The following is a 17,626-nucleotide window of genomic DNA, read 5'->3' as shown; positions in this document are numbered from 1 at the left end:
CGTACAGCGGCTGTCCAGTCGCGGAAGCCCGGACCCTCAGCGCCCGCCGCCGCCCCCGCTCCCGCGGGGCAGGACGTCGAAGGGGTCGGATCGTTCCCGCACCTCGGCCGCGATCCGGGCCACGGTGGCCCGCAGATCCCCGCCCTCGCCGGCCCACAGCGCGTCGAAGTCGGCGAGCCGGTGGTAGTACCGCATCCGGCCCAGCAGGGTGGCGTTGTCCAGCGGCTGATCCAGGAAGGCCTGGTAGCGCCCGGCCTCGAAGGTCGGCTGGACCTCGTCGCGGAAGCGGGTCCGCGCTGCGGCGAAGACACGCTCCCGGTCCTCCAGGATCTCCGCCTCGGACAGGTCGGTGCGGCCGTAGAGCGCCTCCAGCTCCGCCACCAGCGGATCGAGGAACCGGGAGAAGCGGATCTCGTCCCGCCAGCGTGCCCGGGCCCGGCGGCACCAGACCGTGTCCTCCCCGCCGCCCGATCGGGTGCAGAAGAACATGATGGCGCCGGCGTTGCCGACGAACTGCGCGAAGCTCTCGTTGAACTGCACCTGCCCCGGCACGAAGAGGTGCGTGTGCGACAGCTCGTGCAGGATCGTCTCCACCAGGCCCACCTCGTCGGCCCGGGCGGTGGTGGACAGGAGCGGGTCGTCGAACCACCCGAGCGTGCTGAAGGCAGACGTGGGGCGGAGCAGCGCGTCGTAGCCTTCGGCGTCCAGCTTGTCCCGCTCCCGCGCGCCGGCCTCGAAGTCGAAGTAGGCGCGGTACGGCACGTGTCCGACGATCGGGAACCACCACGTCTTGGGTGCGAGCCGGGTGCGGTAGGCCGCCGATACCACCATGGCCAACGTGTCGCGCTCGAGGTGCGTATAGGACGTGAACGCTCCGCCGATCTCGAGGCCCAGCGACTCGCGCGCGAAGGTGCGGGCCTCGCGGGTGAGCGTGAGCTTGCCCCGGAGCCGCGCGTCGGTGCCTTGGTCCAGGATGACCTCGGGCAGGGGTCGACGGCCGGCCAGGATACGCGCCTCCGCCCATCCGGCCCGGATCACGTACAGCGGCGAGCAGCCCACCAGCCACACGGCCAGTAGCGGCAGCAGCGTGCGCCTCACCGGGCCACCTCGTTCCGGAGCTCGCGGTAGCGCCGTTCCTGCGCCTCGGGCGCGGGATCACGGAAACGGATCAGTCCGGCCGGGAACCGCTGCGTCGACAGGCCCAGCACCTTTCCGAGCTGCACGGCCGACGTGTCGAGGATCTCGGACACCATCCGCACGGAGGTGGGGCTGGATCCGTCACGGAGCGAACGCAGGCCGCCCAACTCCTGCAACGCCCCCTTGAGCGGGGGGGACGCCGCCATGGTGCGGGGCTCCTTGTCGGACAGCTCGCGACTGCGCTGCCCCAGGTGCACCAGGAGCGCCTGGCAGCTCTCCGACGGCGTATCGTCCGTTTCGATGGACGTGATCAGGCCCAACAGCTCGTCCGACTCCATCCCGGGAGGGCCACCCTGCCAGACGCGCACCACGCGCTCGATGTCGTGGAGGACGCTCCAGGCCAGCTCGCGCGCGCGCTCGTGCATGCGTCGCCGCTCGAAGAGCCAGTCCACCACGGCAACGGTCACCACGATGCCGAAGAACTCGGTGCCCAGGTTGACCAGGATGGAGCGCGCGGTCTCGAGGTCGGGGCGGTCGCGGAGCCACCAGGCGAGTCCCACGGCCGAGCCCGACAGCAGCAGGGTGGCCAGGGCGAGAAAGGTGCGGACCACGAACGTCCTCCCGGGGTTGGCGGCGGCCCGAGGGCCCTCGCGGAGGCGGGGGCGGCCGGACGCCGCCCCCGCTGCTCCCTGGTACGGTCCGCGGTCAGCGCAGGTTGCGGATGAGCGGGATCCCGCCCTCCGTGGGCACGTACACCACGTTGCCCTCTCCCAGGCTGGAGAGCTGCTGGATGTAGTAGAAGGTCAGGTACGCGGGCGTCAGCCCCTCGGAGATGATCCGCTGGGCCTCGGCGATGCCCTTGGCCTCCTCGGCCTGCTGCCGCGCCTTCTCCTGGATGATCTCCGTCTGGAAGCGCTCGGCGGCCACCTGCTGCTCGCGCTGGAGCTTCTCCTCGATGGCGCCCCGCACCAGGTCGGGGGCCTGGATGTCGCGCACGAAGACGTCCAGCACCTCGATGCGGTCTCCGGCCTTGGCCTGGATCGCCGAGCGCATCTCGGCGGCGATCTCGCGCCGGTTGGGCGAGAAGATCTCATTGATGGACTTGGTGGCCACGGCGTCGCGGACCCCGTTCCTGACCGCGTTCAGGACGATGCTGCTCTTGATCTGCTGCTCGGTCCCCAGCCGCTGGTAGAGGTCCGGGGCCCGGCTGCCGTCCAGGCGGAACAGGAGCGACACCTCGAGCATCACCGTGAGCTGCTCCGAGGTCTGGGCCTCGATGCGCTCCACGGACCCGTCGCTGGGGAACGCCTGTTCGCGGATGGACATCTTCGTGACCGTCGCGAACGGATTGATCACGTGGACGCCCTGATCCAGCGGCTGCGGCTTCACATTGCCGAGGAAGTGCTCCACGCCGACCTCGCCCACGTCGACCATGGTGACGGTGTTGGCGAAGGCGAGGAAGAGGCCGAACAGCATGAACAGGTAGCTGGCCACCTTGGCGCTGCCGGGGGACTTGCTGCGGGATCCGGCCATGCGGACCACGCCGCCCATCAGGATCACCAGGACTGCCACGATCATCAGGCCCATCGTACGCTCCTTTGCGGTCGATCGGCGCGCCCGGGCGAGAACCCGCACACCCGCGGCTCGGGGGACGTTCCGGTCTGCCAGGCTACGGGTGCGACCGGTGGCTTCTTCACGGGGAGGGTTCCTCCAGGTAGGCGCGGCCCTCGGGATCCGGCGCTTCGCGGACCTCGGCCAGGTCGGCCGTCGCGACCAGGTCGGGAGGCAAGCGCTGGGCCGCGGCCACGAGAGCGGCGGCCAGGTCGGCGGCGTCCACCTCCAGCGTGTGGTAGCGCTGGCGAGGATGCCCATGGCGGATGACGATGCGGTAGCGCATGAGGCAAGCTAGCGGATCGGGGGAGGGGGCGACCCCCGCGAGCCTCCCACGCCCTGCGTGTCCGGAGGGTCCGGCCGCCCCCGCGCCGCGGCTCGTCCGGAGGGGGCGGCCCCCCGCGGAGACCCGGGAAGGGGCCGACGGCGCGTGGTCCCGATCGGGCGGGTCAGCCTTGCCAGGAGGGGCGTGGGGGACGACCGTTGGCAACGCGCATCCCCCCTCGAACGACAGGGCACCCGCCATGGCCGTACCCGAGATCACCGCCAGCGAGCTCAAGCAGCGTCTCGACCAGGGCCAGCCTCTGGTGCTGGTCGACGTTCGGGAGCCGCTGGAATGGAGCATCGCGGATCTCGGCGAGTACGCACCCGTCCGCATGCCCACCGGGGAGTTCGCGGACCGGATGGACGAGCTCGATCCCGACGACAACATCGTCGTCTATTGCCGGTCGGGGTCGCGGAGCGCCTGGGCCGTCGGCATGCTCCAGGCCCAGGGCTTCGACAAGGTGTTCAACCTGCAGGGCGGGATCCTGGCCTGGAAGGACCAGGTCGACCCCTCCTTGCGCTCGTACTAGCCCCCGAGCACCGCGGACCGCAGGGGCGGGCGAGCCCACCCGGCAGCGGACGCGCCCGGACCGGCCCTCAGGGCCGCCGCGTCGCCGGCCGCGTCCGGCCGGCCGGTCGCCGTCGATCCTCACGCGGCCGAGCGTACGAACTGCAGCTCGTACAGTCGTGCGTAGAGTCCTTCCTGGGCCAGCAGCTCCGCGTGGCTGCCCTGTTCCACCAGGGCCCCGTGGTGGAGGACGAGGATCCGGTCCGCGTGCTGCACCGTGGAGAGGCGGTGGGCGATCACCAACGAGGTCCGCCCGTCCATCAACCGATCGGTGGCCGCCTCGATCCGGGCCTCCACCTCCGAGTCCACGGAGCTGGTGGCTTCATCCAGCACCAGCACGGCCGGATCGAACGCGAGCGCGCGGGCGAACGAGATCAGCTGCCGCTCCCCGACCGACAGCGAGGCCCCGCGCTCTCCGAGCGCCTGCTCGTATCCGGCCGGGAGGCGCTCGATGAAGGGGGCGGCTCCGATCTGCTCGGCCGCGAACCGCACGCGCGCATCGTCGATGCCCTCGGCGCCCAGTCGGATGTTGGCCCGCACGTCCTCGCTGAACAGGAACACGTCCTGGAGCACCAGACCGATGCGGGCGCGCAACTCGCGAGAGCGTAGACGGTCGATGGGGATGCCGTCCACGAGGATCCGACCGCGCTGCGGCTCGTAGAAGCGCATCAGCAGGTTGATGATGGTGGTCTTGCCCGCCCCGGTGTGACCGACGATGGCCACCTTCTCGCCCGGCGCGGCCACGAAGCTCACGTCGCGCAGCACCCAGTCCGGCTCACCCTCCTCGTCCGACCCGTAGGCGAACCAGACGCCTTCGAACTCCACCCGGCCTTCCAGCCGTTCGGGGAGCGACACCGGGTCGGAGGGCTCGGCGATGGCCGGCTGTGCGTCGAGCAGTGTGAAGATGCGCTCCGACGACGCCATGGCGCCCTGGAGCAGGTTGTACTTCTCCGACAGATCCTGGATGGGGCGGAAGAACCGCCGGGCGTATTGGATGAACGCCACCATCACCCCGACCTGCAGGGCGCCGCCGAGCACCTCGTTGCCGCCCCACCAGAGGATGAGCGCGAGGGCCGTGGCCGTGAACAATTCGATCAGGGGGAAGAACAGCGCGTAGTAGGTGATCGAACGCAGGTGCGCTTCCAGGTAGTCGCGATCGAGGGCCTCGAAGGTGGCCCGGTCGCGGGCCTCGGTGTTGAACAGCTGCGCCACCCGCACGCCCGTGAGGCGCTCGTGCAGGAAGGCGTTGATCCGGGCCAGGCGGACGCGGATGTCGCGGTAGGCCACGCGCACCTTGGCACGGAAGACGAACGCCGTCACGGCCACGAACGGCAGTACGGTGAAGGTGACCAGCGCCAGACGCCAATCCATGCGCAGCATGGCGACCACGATGAAGACCAACGTGAAGATGTCGCCGAACACCGTGACGATCCCCGAGCTGAACAGCTCGTTCAGCGTCTCGACGTCACTGGTGATGCGCGTCATCAGACGGCCCACCGGGTTCTTGTCGTAGTACCGCAGGTCGAGCCGCTGCAGGTGGGAGAAGATCTCCGTGCGCAGGTCCTGCATGACCTTCTGGCCGAGCCAGGTGGTGAGGATCTGCTGCGCGTACTGCGTCAGGAACACCCCGACCAGGGAGCCCAGGTAGAGCAGCGCGAGCCGGCCCAGGAAGCGGGTGTCGCCAGCGGGGATGGCGTCGTCGATGGCGCGCTGGGTGAGCCACGGCCCCACCACCTCCAGGGCCGACGCCGCCACCAGCACCACGATGGCGAGCGCGACGAGCGGGAGGTGCGGGCGCAGATAGCCGAGGAGCCGGCGCATCAGGCGGGCGTCGTACGCCTTGCCGAGCGCTTCCTCCTCCTGGACGGGTGCGGGAAGGGCCATAAGGAGGTGGCTCGCTACCCGAGCCCGGGGGAGCGGTTCCGGTGGCGGTCACGGCCCGGCACGCTGGCGGTGCCGGGCGCTCTCCGACCCGTGATCCCGCCGGCCGCGACGCCCGTGCGCCCCGACCGCCCCTCGCTCAGGGGCAGCCCGCGTAGGGCGGAGGTCCGAAGCTCAGCGCCCGGTTCTTGAGGAAGAGCCGATAGGTGGCCAGGACGCTTTCGGCCTGCTGATACGTCGGGTCCGTCTGCGTGCTCGTCCCGCCCTGGCTCCGCCAGAAGATCTCCGCGTCGGAGCGTTCGAGGACGGCACCGGGATCGCCCTGCACGCTCTTCCAGGTCGCCTCGGTGACCGGGGCGTCGAACAGGGCGGGGTCGATCACCATCTGTCGCGTCCTGAAGAGCCTCCCGCGCACGCAGACGATCGGTGCCACGTGCCAGTACCAGTTGACGAAGCAACTGGGGTTGTTGCGGGTCTCGACGTGCAGCCCCCCGTAGATCCATACCTTGCGGGGACGCACGCCGTGCTGGAGGAAGAGCCGGCACATCTCGTGGGCCCGACCCCAACACCCGTCGTCCGGATAGAGGAAGGGGATGCAGGGAACGGGCACGGCCAGCGGGTCGCAGGAGCGGGCGGCCGCGAGGTCGAACAGCTCCTGGGCCCGCCGGGGCGAGACGCAGCGGAACCAGCAGAGCAGCCAACGCAGGAGGCGGCGCAGCGCCTCCAGGAAGGCATCCAGCCAGCGGTCCGGCTCGAAGCGCAGCGGCTCCTCCGCCGCGCCCCACAGCTCCGAGCCGCCCCCGCCGGCCCCGCCGGTGTCGACGCGCACATCGATGATCTCGTGGTCGTCCGTGGCGGTGACCAGCAGTCGCGACCCGCGCATCTCGGCGTCGCGCAGCGCGTCGACCAGCTCACCGAAGTCGGGGTTGGCGCGGCGGAGGCGGAAGCGGGCGTGCGAGGGGTGGAGCTGCACGTCCATCTGGTCGCCGCGATCGGTGAGGCCCGACACGGTGACCGGCAGCGGCAGCAGCAGCCGGATGACGACCGGCTCGCCGTCCTCCGTCTCCAGGAACACGGGGGCGCCGCGGCGGCGCAGGTCCTCCAGGATCTCCAACCACCCGGCGGCGGAAGGGCCCGGAACGATCCGGGCGTCTCCGCCTTCCGCGAGGACCACCCGCACGCCGTCCGGATTCCTGCGCAGCATGTCCGCACCGGATCCCTCGAAGGGGGGCTCCAGGCGGATGGGGCGTCCGACGAGGGCATTCTCGAGCGCCATGGTGCCTCCTGCGGCTCAGCGCACCGCTGCACGGGAAAGGGCCGCGCGTGAAGGGGACCGATCCATCCTAACCCCCGCGGCGGGGCGCGGCACGGGTCACTCTGCGGGGGCCGCCCGCCCCATGTCGTAGACGCGCGGGAAGGCGGGCGCTCCGGACGGAGGCCGGCGCCCTACCGCTCCCGCGCCGCGAGCGCGCCCAGGAGGTCGTCGAGGTCGCGGCCCGCCCCCAGGAGCGCGACCAGGGTGTGGTAGAGCAGGTCGGCCGCTTCCTCGTCGATCCGCGTGCCCTCCCGGCGGGCGAGCGCCACCACCAGCTCCGTGGCCTCTTCCCCCAGCTTCTTGAGCCGGCGGTTCTCGTCCTGCAACAGCTCCGCGGTGTAGCTGGTGGCCGGATCGGCGTCCTTCCGGGCTTCGAGGCGACGCCACAGCCGGTCCACGAGCCCCCCGCTGCTCCGGTCGCCGAAGCAGGTCCGCGCGCCGGTGTGGCACACGGGCCCGGTCGGATCGACCTGGGCCAGCACGGTGTCGGCGTCACAATCGGCCGACAGCGCCCGCACCTGCAACACGTTGCCCGACGTCTCCCCCTTCTTCCACAGTTGCCGGCGCGCGCGCGACCAGAAGTGCAGCTCGCCCGACTCCAGGGTGCGCTCGAGGGCCTCGCGGTTGGCCCAGGCCAGCATCAGGACCCTTCCGCTCCGGTGGTCCTGCGCGATGACGGGCACCAGGCCATCCGGTCCGCCGAAGCGCAGCGGCTCGAGATCGTCGGGGGTGCGGATGGGCAGGGGGAGGGTCATCGGACGTGCACTCCTCGCTCGTGGAGCCCTTCTTTGAGGCTCTGTACCGTGGTGAGTCCATCGTGCAGCACGCCCGCGAGCAGAACGGCCGCCGCGCCGCCGCGCACGAGCCCGTCGTACAGGTGCCCGGCGTGGGCCGCTCCTCCCGAGGCGATCACGGGCACGTGCACGCGCCCCGAGACGGCGGCCAGCAGGTCGAGATCGTACCCGGTGCGCGCGCCGTCCTGGTCGATGGAGGTGAGGAGCACCTCGCCCGCGCCGCGCTCGGCGCACTCGACCGCCCAGGCCACACCCTCCCGCTCCACCGGGCGGCTGCCCCCGTGCGTGTGCACGGTCCAGCGGGGCGGCGTCTCCCCGGGGACCCGGGCGGCGTCGACGCTCGCCACGACGCACTGCGATCCGAACGCATCGGCGGCGCGACCCAGCAGGGCGGGATCCCGCACGATGGCGCTGTTCAGACCCACCTTGTCCGCCCCGGCACGCAGCAGCGTGGCGATGTCCTCCACGGAGCGCACCCCTCCACCCACCGTCAGCGGCACGAACAGGGCTTCCGCCGTGCGCGTCACGGTGTCGAGGAAGGTGCCGCGGTTCTCCAGCGTCGCGCTCACATCCAGGAAGACGATCTCATCCGCGCCGTCGGCTTCATACCGCGCGGCCAGCTCCACCGGATCCCCGACGTCCCGCAGCCCCTGGAAGCGCCGACCCTTCACCACCCGGCCGTCCTTCACGTCCAGACAAACGATCAATCGCGGTCGCAGCACCGGCTCAGTCCTCCGTGCGGCGGATCTCGACCGCGCCCTTGGTGGAGAACAGCTGGTCCCCCTCGGCGATCGCCTGCCTCAGCGACAGCCCCGTGGCCTTGATGGCCGCTTCCACGATGTGGTGGCGGTCGAAGCCGCGGACCACCTGTACGTGCAGCGTCGCGTCCATGGCGAAGGCGAGGCTGCGCAGGAAGTGCTGATAGAGCCGGGACGGGAGCGTGCCGCCGTACCAGGCCCGGCCGCCCAGGTCCAGCGCGGCGTCCACCCAGGCGTCGTCCATGGGGACGGCGGCCCACCCGTAGCGCGTGGCCCGGGCGGGTGTGAGGTCCTTCAGGGCCAGCCCGAGGGTGATGGCCACGTCTTCCACGGTGTGGTGATGCAGGTCGCCCCGGGCGTGCAGCTCCAGCTCCAGCCCCGCATAGCGCGCGAACGTGTCGAGCATGTGCCGGAGGAACTCGTTCTCCACGTCGATCCGGGCCGGGCCGTTGCCCAGGGCCACGCCCACGCGGATGGTGGTCTCGCGCGTCTGCCGCTCCACTCGCTTCACAGCGTGAACTCCTCCAGCAGCGCGTCCACGTCGATCGCGCCGGTGTAGATGGACATCCCCAGGACGACCGCGTCCGCACCGGCCTCGTGCGCACGGCGCACATCGCCGATGTGGCCGATGCCGCCGGCGACCTGCAGGGCGTGCGGGGTGGCGGCCCGTGCGCGCTCCACCAGGGTGCCGTCCAGACCCTGCATGGCTCCCTCCCGGGAGACGTCGGTCATGAGCACCCCGGCCAGGGGCAGGTCCCGCCAGGAAGCCAGCACGTCGTCGAGGGTCCGACCGCTCCCCTGGGTCCAGCCGTGCGCGACGACGATCCCGTCGCGGACGTCGGCCGCGGCCACGATCCGCTCCGGGTGGCGCTCCGCGAGCCCGCGCAGCCACTCCGGGTCGTGCAGGGCGCGGGTGCCGACGATCACGCGCGCGGCGCCGGCGGCGAGCAGCGCGTGCGCGCGCTCGTCCGTGCGGACGCCGCCGCCCACCTGCGTATCCTCACACAGCGGCAGGATGGGGTCGATCAGCGCGTCGTTGGTGCCCGAGCCCAACGCGGCGTCCAGATCGATCACGTGCAGGTGGCGGAAGCCCTGGCCCACCCAGTTCCGGGCCGCCTCCAGCGGCGACGGAAGCGAGATGCGCTCGGCGCCGGGATCGCCCCCCACCAGCTGCACACAGCGTCCCTCCCGGATGTCGACGGCGGCGGCGACGATCATCGCACGGTCTCCAGGAAGCGCTCGATGAGGGCGAGTCCCGGCCGGGAGCTCTTCTCCGGGTGGAACTGCACGCCCCACGTGTGGGCGGCGCGGACAGCGGCTGCGAAGCGGTCGCCCTCGTACTCCGACCATGCGATCACATGGCTCGGATCGGCGGGTTCGCACACGAAGGAGTTGGCGTAGTAGGCGATCAGCGGCGCGTCGACGGCGAACAGCGGGTCGGGTCCGGTCTCCACGTCGTTCCAGCCCATCTGGGGCACGACCGGTGAACGCAAACGGCGCACGCGGCCCGGCACGAGACCGAGTCCGATCCCTTCCCCCTCCTCGCTTTGCTCGAAGAGCAGCTGCATGCCGAGACAGATGCCCAGACAGGGGTGCCCGCCCGCGAGCGCCGCACGGACCGGGGTGGGGTCCGCAGGCAGGCTCCGCACGGCGGCCTGGAACGATCCCACGCCCGGCAGCACGAGCGCATCACCGTCGAGCGCGGCGCTCCAGTCGGAGGTGACGCGGACGTCGGCACCGAAGCGCGCCAGCGCCTTCGCGAGCGAGTGCAGATTGCCGGCCCCGTAGTCGAAGAGCGCGACCTTCATCGCAGATCCCCCAGCGCCTCCAGCAGGCGCTCCATGAGCGGCCACGGTCCCACCGTGGCCCGCATCCAGTGCGTTCCGTCGGCGAAGCGGAAGCTCCGCACCCCCACCCGCCGCTCGGTGAGCCGCGCGTGGACGGCCTCCCGCGCACCTTCGGGAACGCGGATGAGCACGAAGTTGGCGTCGGACGGCAGCGACTCCCACCCCTGCGCGTCCAGCGCGGTCACGAGTCGGGCACGAAGCGCGCGCGTTTGTGTCACGACGTCCTGGAGCCAGCCGGACTCGTCCAGCAGCGCAGCGGCGGCCGCCTGCTCGGAGGCCACGCCGACCTTGAAGGGCCCCCGGGCCTTGTTGAGCTCCACGACCAGGCGCTCGGCGCCGACCGCGTACCCCACCCGCAGCCCAGCGAGGCCGTAGGCCTTCGACAGCGTGCGCAGCACCAGCGTGCGCGAGCGCTCCGCTGCGGCGGGAAGGACGCTGCGCCCGCAGAACTCCGCATACGCTTCGTCCACCAGCAACACCGGACCGTCCGGCTCCGCCTCCACGGCGTCGACGAGCGCCTGCAGCCACGCCTCCGGCAGAGCCGTGGCGGTGGGATTGTTGGGGGAGCACACGTAGACGAGGGCCGGGCGCCGCGTCAGCAGCGCCCGGGGGTCGGGGAGGGCTCCGCCGTTGGCATGATCCACCACGGACGGCCGGAGCTCCAGCGAGTTGGTGACGGCGGCGTGCTCCACCATCGAGAAGGTGGGTGCCAGGTAGGCGAGCGCCTCGCCCGGCTCGGCGAAGGCCCGGAAGGCCGCATCGATGAGATCGTCCGAGCCGCAGCCGGTGGTCACGCACGTGACATCCACGCCGAAGCGCCGCGCGACGGCGTGGCGGACCGGATCCCCGTAGGCCGTCGGGTAGCGCGCGACCCCGGCGGCGGCGCCGGCCAGCGTGGCCAGCGCGGCCGGGTGCGGACCCCACAGGTTCGTGTTGTCGGACAGGTCCACGTCGACCGGGGTGGGGTCGGGGGCATACGGGTGCAGGCCCGCGAGCGCGCTGCGGGGGAAGCTCATGCGAGCCCTCCCGCCGCGCGGGCGGCGTAGGCGTGTCCCGGCAGTCCTTCGAGATCGGCCAGGGCACCGGTGTCCGCCGCCATCCGCTCCGCGGCCGCGGCCGAGACGTGCTGGACCGTGAACGATCGCAGGAAATGCTCGCTCGACAGGCCGGAGAAGGCGTGGGCCCGCCCCCCGGTGGGAAGCACGTGGTTGGCTCCGGTCAGGTAGTCGCCGAACGCGACCGAGCTGTGTGCGCCCACGAACACGGTGCCGGCCGTGCGCAACGCGGCGAGCGTGGGACCGGGCTCGTCCACGAGCAGGAGCAGGTGCTCGGCCGCGTACTCGTTCGCGAACTCCGTGGCGGCCCGCAAGCCGTCCGCGCGCAGCAACGCGCCGTGCGCCGCCAGCGACGCCTCGACCACCTCCTTGCGCTCCGCGCGGGCCACCTCGGCGCGCAGCGCGGTGCGCACACCCTCGAGCAGCGCAGCGTCCGGTGTGACGAGCACCACGGCGGCGTCGGGGTCGTGCTCCGCCTGCGCCACCAGCTCGCGCGCCACGACGGTCGGCTCGGCGTTCCCGTCCGCGAGCACCAGCAGCTCCGAAGGACCGGCGGGGGAATCGATGCGCACCTCGCCGGCCACCTGCTTCTTGGCTTCGTTCACCCAGCGGTTTCCGGGACCCACCACGACGTCCACCGTGGGGATCGTCTCCGTCCCGTACGCGAGCGCGGCGATGGCACCCGCGCCGCCGACCGCGAACAGGCGATCCGCACCCCCGATCCAGGCCGCGGCCAGCACGGCGTCGCTCACGCGCCCGTCCTTCCCCGGGGGCGAGCAGACGATCACCTCCGACACGCCCACGGCCCGCGCGGGGACGACGCCCATGAGCACGCTGCTCGGATAGGCTGCGCGGCCGCCGGGTGCGTACACGCCCACGCGGCGCACAGGCACCGAGCGGCGTTCCAGGGCGACGCCGGGCTCGGGCTCGGCCCGGACGTCGGGGGGGATCAGTGCCCGATGGAAGCGCTCGAGGTTGCCGGTGGCGCGCTCCAGGGCGCGACGCGCGCCTGTGTCCAGCCGGTCAGCGGCGGCCCGCCAGGCCTCCCGCGGCACGTCCAGCCTCTCCAACTCGGCGCCGTCGAGCGTCCGCGCGTACTCCAGCAGGGCGGGATCGCCCTCGCTGCGCACGCGCGCCACGATCGCCGCCACCCGCTCGGCCAGATCCGCCTGATCGGCCGGTCGCCGTGTCCGCAGGTGCTCGCGGGCCGCGCGGTCGAGTCCGTCCAGGGTCCCGTCGATCCTCAGCCTCATGGCATCAACCTCTCGATGCGCGTGAGCAGGATTCCCTCGGCACCGAGGGCCTTCAGGCGGGCGATGGTCTCGAAGACATCGTCCGCGTCGACGACGGCGTGGGCAGCGACCCACGAGCCCCGATCCAGCACGTCCACCACGGTGGGCCCGGAGATGCCCGGCAGCAGTGCGCGCACTTCCTCAAGCCGGTCCCGGGGCACGTTGGCCATCAGGTAGCGCTTCTTCTCCGCCCGCAGCACGGACTCGAGCGCGGCCACCAGCGCGTCGATCGGGTCTCGCGTGCGTGCCTCCTCCAACGCCGGCGGATTCGCGACCAGGCGCGCCGTCGAGTCCAGGATCGTGCCGATCTCCTTCAGCCCGTTGACGCGCAGCGTCGAGCCAGTGGAGCTCAGGTCCACGATGACGTCGGCCACGCCGAGGTGTGGGGCGATCTCCGCGGCGCCGCTCACCGGCGCGATGCGGATCGCCACCCCCAGCGACTCGAAGTAGCGGGTCGCCAGCCGAGGGAAGGAGGTGGCGACGCGCGTGCCGGGCGCGAGCTCCGCCGGGGAAGAGAGGGGCGCGTCGTCCTTGGCCGCCACGACCAGGCGACAGCGCCCGAACCCCAGGTCGAGCAGCTCGGTCGTCTCACGCCCGGATTCCTCGATGAGGTCGGCGCCGGTGATGCCCAGCTCGGCGGCCCCGTCGGCCACGAACTCGGGGATGTCCTGCGCGCGTACGAAGATGGCCTGATAGCCGCGCCCCAGGCCGGCCACCAGCGCGCGCTCGGCGCGGAAGCTGGGCGGCAGCCCCGCCTGTTCGAACAGCGCCAGGGCACGCTCGGCGAGCCTCCCCTTGTTGGGGAGTGCGATCCTCGTCATCGGATTCCGGTCTCCTTCGTGTGCGGCCCGGCGGGGGGAACGAAAAAAGGCCCGTCCCCCCGGGGACGGGCCTTCGGTCGGTTCGTGGGGCTCGCGCGGGCTAGCGATGCACCTCCACGACCGCCGGACCCGTCCGGGTCGGCACGTGGCCGTGGGGATGATGGTGGCGCGCGGAGCTCATGCAGAAAGGGGTAGCGGCGGCAGCGGGTCCGGTCAAGAAGGCGGCAGCTCTCCCGGCACAGGGACAACGGGAACGCTCGTCGCGTGCGAGGCGCCGTCACACGGGCGGCGCTGCGATGCATGAAAGACGCGCCACCTGTTCCGGTTGCAGGCGTCCGTCCTGCTCTCCCGAAGGCGACGCTGTGACGCGACGCTCCTGTCGGGTCGACGCGACAACGCCGCGGGTCCGACGGACGCCCGATCTGCGTATCTGGCGGAGCCGCCGGAGGTTGGCAACGAGCGTCCGGCCGGTCTGATCCTGGCAAAGCGTGCGAGGTGCGGCCCCGTCGCGTTACCTTCATCATCCCAACCCCCCGTAGGATCATGTCCAGCAGGCCCGTTCTAGGGATCTCCGCCTTCTATCACGACTCCGCTGCCTGTCTCGTACAGGAGGGTCGGGTCGTGGCGGCGGCGCAGGAAGAGCGTTTCACCCGCCAGAAGGGAGACGCGTCGTTCCCGGCCGCAGCCGTCGAATACTGCCTCGGCCACGCGGGCCTCACGCCCGCCGATCTGGGTGCCGTTGCCTTCTACGACAAGCCGCTCCTCAAGTTCGAGCGCATCCTCGAGACCTACCTCGGCGTGGCGCCCCGCGGGTTCCGTTCGTTCCTGAAGGCCGCGCCGCTCTGGGCGACGGACCGACTGCGGATCGACGGCCAGATCCGCGAGGCCCTGGACTTCGAAGGCGACGTGCTCTACGCCGAGCACCACGAGTCGCACGCCGCATCGGCATTCTTTCCTTCGCCGTTCGAGGAGGCTGCCGTCCTGACCATGGACGGGGTGGGGGAGTGGGCCACCACCTCGTTCGGTGTGGGGCGGGGCTCCGACCTGGAGCTGCTGAAGGAGCTGCACTGGCCGGATTCGCTGGGCCTCCTGTACTCCGCCTTCACGTACTTCACGGGCTTCAAGGTCAACTCCGGCGAGTACAAGGTCATGGGCCTCGCACCGTACGGACGGCCCCGCTACGTGGACGTCATCCTGTCCGAGCTGATGGACCTGAAGGAGGACGGCTCTTTCCGCCTGAACCAGCGCTACTTCAACTACCTCACCGGGCTCACCATGACGAACGATCGCATGGCCGAGCTCTTCGACGGGCCGGCGCGCCGGCCTGAAGCGCCGTTGACCCAGCGCGAGATGGATCTGGCGCGGTCCGTCCAGGAGGTGACGGAGGAGGTGATGCTGCGCATGGCGCGCACGGTGCACCGCGAGACCGGCCTGCCGAACCTCTGCCTGGCCGGCGGCGTGGCGCTCAACTGCGTCGGAAACGGACGGCTGCTGCGTGAGGGGCCGTTCGAGAACCTTTGGATCCAGCCCGCGGCCGGAGATGCCGGCGGCGCGCTGGGCGTGGCGCTCCTGGCCTGGCACCGCCACTTCGGGCAGCCCCGCACCGTCTGTCCGGGGCGTGATGCCATGCAGGGCTCGTATCTGGGGCCCGAGTTCTCCGAAGCCGAGATCCAGGCCTACCTGGACGGCGTCGGTGCGCCGTATCAGCGCCTCGACGACGCATGTCTCTTCGAACGCGTCGCCGGGCTGCTCGCCGACGAACAGGTCGTCGGCTGGTTCCGGGGTCGGATGGAGTTCGGTCCGCGGGCGCTGGGTGGGCGCAGCATCCTCGGCGACCCCCGCTCACCGCGCATGCAGGCGCAGCTCAACCTCAAGATCAAGTTCCGGGAGAGCTTCCGTCCCTTTGCCCCGAGTGTTCTCGTCGATCGCGTGTCCGACTACTTCGAGATCGAACGCGCGTCGCCGTACATGCTGTTGGTCGCCCCCGTCCGGGAGCATCGGCGGCTCCCACTGCCCGAGGGATCAGACGGCTTGTGGGGCATCGACCTCCTGAACGTCCCGCGTTCGGACATACCGGCCGTCACGCATGTGGACTACTCGGCTCGCATCCAGACTGTGGACGGAGCATCCAACCCGGACTACCACGGCCTGCTCACCGCATTCGCGGCCCGCACGGGCTGCGCGGTCCTGGTCAACACGTCCTTCAATGTCCGCGGCGAGCCGATCGTCTGCACTCCCGCCGACGCCTACCGCTGTTTCATGCGTACCCACATGGACCACCTGGTGGTCGGTCCGTTTCTGCTGTCCAAGGAGGGTCAACCCGCCTGGACGGAGGAGGTCGATTGGAGAACCGACATCCCCCTCGACTGAGCGCCGCCGAGGGCCGGCGCTTCGGCGGCACCGTCGGAGGGGCCTTTGCGGTCCTGTCCGGTGTTGCCTGGTGGCGAGGGCACACGCTCTCTCCGCTCGTGCTCGGCGGGCTCGCGCTCCTGCTGCTCGGAGCTGCGCTGCTCGCGCCCACGCGCCTGGGACCCGTAGAGCGCGGCTGGATGCGTATGGCGCACGCCATCTCCAGGTTCACGACCCCGATCCTGATGGGGGTGGTCTTCTACGGGGTCGTGGCACCGATCGGGGCGCTGGCCCGGGTCGTCGGGAAGAATCCCATTGCGCACCGGGCGCATGGGGGAAGCTACTGGGTCGCACGCGAGGAGACGCGTGGGGCCTCGATGCAACGAAAGTTCTGATCGTCCTACGAGGAATCGCTAGATATGGCTCGCTCCACGCTGATCGGGGATCTCTGGGACTTCTTGCGCGTCCGCAAGAAGTGGTGGCTCCTGCCCATACTGCTCGTGCTGGTGCTCCTCGGCGCCGTCCTGGTGTTCGCACAAGGATCTGCGCTGGCGCCGTTCATCTACACCATCTTCTAGGAACGGGCGATGGCTGGGCAACTGCGGAAGCTGGCAGCCAACCTCGCGTTGCTGGGGGTCGCCAGCCTGTTCGCCCTCACCCTGAGCGAGGGCGCGGTGCGCATCATCCGGCACCGCCCGACCGTTCCCGGCGCCAACGTCATCCGGGTGGAGCCGGACACGCTGCTCGGATGGATCAAGAAGGCCAACTTCGAGGGCGTCCGCTACGCGCCGCGCGAATACACCATCCATGAGTCGTTCAACTCGCGGCGCATCCGCGGTCCGGAGTACCCGCTGGCGAAGCCGGACGGCGAGTACCGCATCCTCGTCCTGGGCGACTCCTTCGCGCAGGGGTACACGGTCGAGTTCGAGGACCTGTTCTCCGAAGTGATGAAGAAGGCGCTCAACGCCTCGGGCGGGCGCCCGGTCCAGGTCATCAACGCCGGTACCGCCGGATGGAGCACGGACCAGGAGCTGTTGTGGTTCCGGCGGGACGGCGTGGCGTACGACCCCGACCTCGTGATCCTGCTGTTCTACGGGAACGACATCAACAGCAACGGATCCGATCGCTACTGGCGCGGACGCAAGCCCTGGTTCGAGCTGGTCGGAGACAGCACCGATGCGCACCTCGAGCTGCGGGGCGTGCCGGTCCCGGCTGGCCCGCCGCCGACGGAGGAGGTGCCCGGGCTCGACGCGGGGGAGTCGGCGGGGCATCCGGGAGGTCTCAAGGGCTTCTTGACCCGGCACTCCATGCTCTATCGGGATGTGACGCGGATCGTGAAGAGCAGCCCGCAGGCCTTCAAGCTCGCGCGGGCGCTCCGGCTCACCCGCGAGACCCAACCCCAGCGGCTGGCGATTCCGCTGGAGTGGGACGTTTGGCGCACGGAGTCCCGGGCGGATGTGCGGCGTGACTGGCGGATCACCGAGGCCCTTCTCGAGGAACTGCAGAACGCTGTACGCGCGAGCGGTGCGAAGCTACTGGTCGCGCACGTACCCGCGCGCGAAGCGGTGCACGACTGGGCGTGGGTGGTCACGCGGCAGACGTTCCGGATGGAGAGGAGCGACTTCGCCGTCAACCTGGACGAGTACGGGTTGCGACGCATCTGCGTCGATCAGAGGCTCGAGTGCCACTTCCTGCGCGAGGACTTCGAGCCGCTGCTCCTGCCCGGCGGTGCTGCACGCAGGCAGGACCTGTATTTCCACTGGGATCGACACTGGACCGCCCTGGGGAACCGGTTCGCCGGCGAGGCCATCGCCCGCGCCGTCCGCGAGCGCTTCCTCGATGCGGAGAACCTGCACGCCGGCTCCTGAAGTCCG

General features: G+C 71.1%; 19 protein-coding genes. 5 read left to right on the top strand and 14 right to left on the bottom strand.

The features are described 5' to 3' along the window. Window positions 1–36 precede the first annotated feature (36 nt). The 4 genes from R3E98_16005 to R3E98_15990 all read right to left on the bottom strand — a co-directional run bounded on the left by R3E98_16005 (window position 37) and on the right by R3E98_15990 (window position 3,034). Window positions 37–1,098: an aminopeptidase gene (locus R3E98_16005; GenBank protein ID MEZ4424916.1), complete on the bottom strand. Its 1,062-nt coding sequence runs from the start codon at window positions 1,096–1,098 to the stop codon at window positions 37–39. Further along, window positions 1,095–1,748, bottom strand: a complete 654-nt coding sequence (locus R3E98_16000) for a hypothetical protein (GenBank protein ID MEZ4424915.1) — start codon at window positions 1,746–1,748, stop codon at window positions 1,095–1,097. Before R3E98_16000 ends, R3E98_16005 begins: the two co-directional genes overlap by 4 nt. 94 nt (window positions 1,749–1,842) lie before the next feature. Beyond that, on the bottom strand, window positions 1,843–2,724 hold the full coding sequence (locus R3E98_15995; GenBank protein MEZ4424914.1) for a prohibitin family protein: 882 nt from the start codon (window positions 2,722–2,724) through the stop codon (window positions 1,843–1,845). Between the two features lie 106 nt (window positions 2,725–2,830). Then, window positions 2,831–3,034: a hypothetical protein gene (locus R3E98_15990; protein MEZ4424913.1), complete on the bottom strand. Its 204-nt coding sequence runs from the start codon at window positions 3,032–3,034 to the stop codon at window positions 2,831–2,833. Between the two features lie 238 nt (window positions 3,035–3,272). Between R3E98_15990 and R3E98_15985 the strand changes: the two genes are divergently transcribed. Further along, window positions 3,273–3,602 carry a rhodanese-like domain-containing protein gene (locus R3E98_15985; GenBank protein MEZ4424912.1) on the top strand — a complete coding sequence of 110 codons (330 nt, stop codon included), beginning with the start codon at window positions 3,273–3,275 and terminating at the stop codon, window positions 3,600–3,602. Between the two features lie 119 nt (window positions 3,603–3,721). Here R3E98_15985 and R3E98_15980 read toward each other — a convergent pair whose 3' ends face one another. The 10 genes from R3E98_15980 to hisG form a co-directional block, all read right to left on the bottom strand. Continuing rightward, window positions 3,722–5,524 (bottom strand): ABC transporter ATP-binding protein, encoded by a 1,803-nt coding sequence (locus R3E98_15980; protein MEZ4424911.1) that lies wholly within the window; start codon window positions 5,522–5,524, stop codon window positions 3,722–3,724. 136 nt (window positions 5,525–5,660) lie between these two features. Beyond that, on the bottom strand, window positions 5,661–6,797 hold the full coding sequence (locus R3E98_15975) for a protein-glutamine glutaminase family protein (GenBank protein ID MEZ4424910.1): 1,137 nt from the start codon (window positions 6,795–6,797) through the stop codon (window positions 5,661–5,663). Between the two features lie 170 nt (window positions 6,798–6,967). Next, window positions 6,968–7,591, bottom strand: a complete 624-nt coding sequence (gene hisIE / locus R3E98_15970; GenBank protein ID MEZ4424909.1) for a bifunctional phosphoribosyl-AMP cyclohydrolase/phosphoribosyl-ATP diphosphatase HisIE — start codon at window positions 7,589–7,591, stop codon at window positions 6,968–6,970. Then, window positions 7,588–8,352, bottom strand: a complete 765-nt coding sequence (hisF, locus tag R3E98_15965) for an imidazole glycerol phosphate synthase subunit HisF (GenBank protein ID MEZ4424908.1) — start codon at window positions 8,350–8,352, stop codon at window positions 7,588–7,590. The genes hisIE and hisF overlap by 4 nt, the downstream gene beginning before the upstream one ends. A 4-nt stretch (window positions 8,353–8,356) precedes the next feature. Further along, complete coding sequence (locus R3E98_15960; protein ID MEZ4424907.1) at window positions 8,357–8,899, bottom strand: imidazoleglycerol-phosphate dehydratase; 543 nt, start codon at window positions 8,897–8,899, stop codon at window positions 8,357–8,359. After that, complete coding sequence (locus tag R3E98_15955) at window positions 8,896–9,606, bottom strand: 1-(5-phosphoribosyl)-5-[(5-phosphoribosylamino)methylideneamino] imidazole-4-carboxamide isomerase (protein ID MEZ4424906.1); 711 nt, start codon at window positions 9,604–9,606, stop codon at window positions 8,896–8,898. The genes R3E98_15960 and R3E98_15955 overlap by 4 nt, the downstream gene beginning before the upstream one ends. Next, window positions 9,603–10,196, bottom strand: coding sequence for an imidazole glycerol phosphate synthase subunit HisH (gene hisH / locus R3E98_15950; protein MEZ4424905.1), 594 nt, complete (start codon window positions 10,194–10,196; stop codon window positions 9,603–9,605). Before hisH ends, R3E98_15955 begins: the two co-directional genes overlap by 4 nt. Beyond that, window positions 10,193–11,251: an aminotransferase class I/II-fold pyridoxal phosphate-dependent enzyme gene (locus R3E98_15945; GenBank protein MEZ4424904.1), complete on the bottom strand. Its 1,059-nt coding sequence runs from the start codon at window positions 11,249–11,251 to the stop codon at window positions 10,193–10,195. The genes hisH and R3E98_15945 overlap by 4 nt, the downstream gene beginning before the upstream one ends. Then, window positions 11,248–12,543, bottom strand: a complete 1,296-nt coding sequence (hisD, locus tag R3E98_15940) for a histidinol dehydrogenase (GenBank protein MEZ4424903.1) — start codon at window positions 12,541–12,543, stop codon at window positions 11,248–11,250. Before hisD ends, R3E98_15945 begins: the two co-directional genes overlap by 4 nt. Beyond that, window positions 12,540–13,403, bottom strand: coding sequence for an ATP phosphoribosyltransferase (gene hisG / locus R3E98_15935; protein ID MEZ4424902.1), 864 nt, complete (start codon window positions 13,401–13,403; stop codon window positions 12,540–12,542). Before hisG ends, hisD begins: the two co-directional genes overlap by 4 nt. A gap of 543 nt (window positions 13,404–13,946) precedes the next feature. Between hisG and R3E98_15930 the strand changes: the two genes are divergently transcribed. The 4 genes from R3E98_15930 to R3E98_15915 are packed head-to-tail and all read left to right on the top strand — an operon-like array spanning window position 13,947 to window position 17,620. Beyond that, a complete protein-coding gene (locus R3E98_15930) occupies window positions 13,947–15,773 on the top strand; it encodes a carbamoyltransferase (GenBank protein MEZ4424901.1) in 1,827 nt (608 codons plus the stop codon). Continuing rightward, window positions 15,746–16,147, top strand: coding sequence for an SxtJ family membrane protein (locus R3E98_15925; GenBank protein MEZ4424900.1), 402 nt, complete (start codon window positions 15,746–15,748; stop codon window positions 16,145–16,147). The genes R3E98_15930 and R3E98_15925 overlap by 28 nt, the downstream gene beginning before the upstream one ends. Before the next feature lie 24 nt (window positions 16,148–16,171). Then, a complete protein-coding gene (locus R3E98_15920) occupies window positions 16,172–16,330 on the top strand; it encodes a DUF5989 family protein (protein ID MEZ4424899.1) in 159 nt (52 codons plus the stop codon). A gap of 9 nt (window positions 16,331–16,339) precedes the next feature. After that, window positions 16,340–17,620, top strand: coding sequence for an SGNH/GDSL hydrolase family protein (locus R3E98_15915; GenBank protein ID MEZ4424898.1), 1,281 nt, complete (start codon window positions 16,340–16,342; stop codon window positions 17,618–17,620). The last annotated feature ends 6 nt before the right edge of the window (window positions 17,621–17,626 follow it).

It is taken from the genome of Gemmatimonadota bacterium, assembly GCA_041390125.1.
GTDB lineage: Bacteria > Gemmatimonadota > Gemmatimonadetes > Longimicrobiales > Gaopeijiaceae > JAGQIF01.
The sequence above is the reverse complement of the archived record's forward strand: the minus strand, read 5'-3'. Positions and strand labels throughout refer to the sequence as shown.